Here is a 231-nt window from a genome sequence, read left to right as displayed (position 1 = left end):
TATCACTGTATAAGTCTACTATTTCAGCTTTAGGAAAACGCATTGGGTCGGTCAGTGAAGTGAGGATGCTCACCTCTTTTCCCTTAATCGTTTTTGTGACCAACCTCACTTCAATACCATCGGGTAAGTCAGCAAACTTCTTTCTCGCTTGTGCTGTTGTTTTTAGTTTGATGAGTTTGTCTTGACGACCCAAAGAGCGAACGACTTCATACTGAGTTCCTTTTCTCATAG

Annotated in this window: 1 pseudogene; it reads right to left on the bottom strand. The window is 41.6% G+C overall.

The window, feature by feature from the left end:
- Positions 1 to 231: pseudogene (locus ACSLUH_RS19635) on the bottom strand (IS4 family transposase); the annotation flags it as partial.

The organism is Thalassotalea ganghwensis (assembly GCF_053485795.1).
The sequence above is the reverse complement of the archived record's forward strand: the minus strand, read 5'-3'. Positions and strand labels throughout refer to the sequence as shown.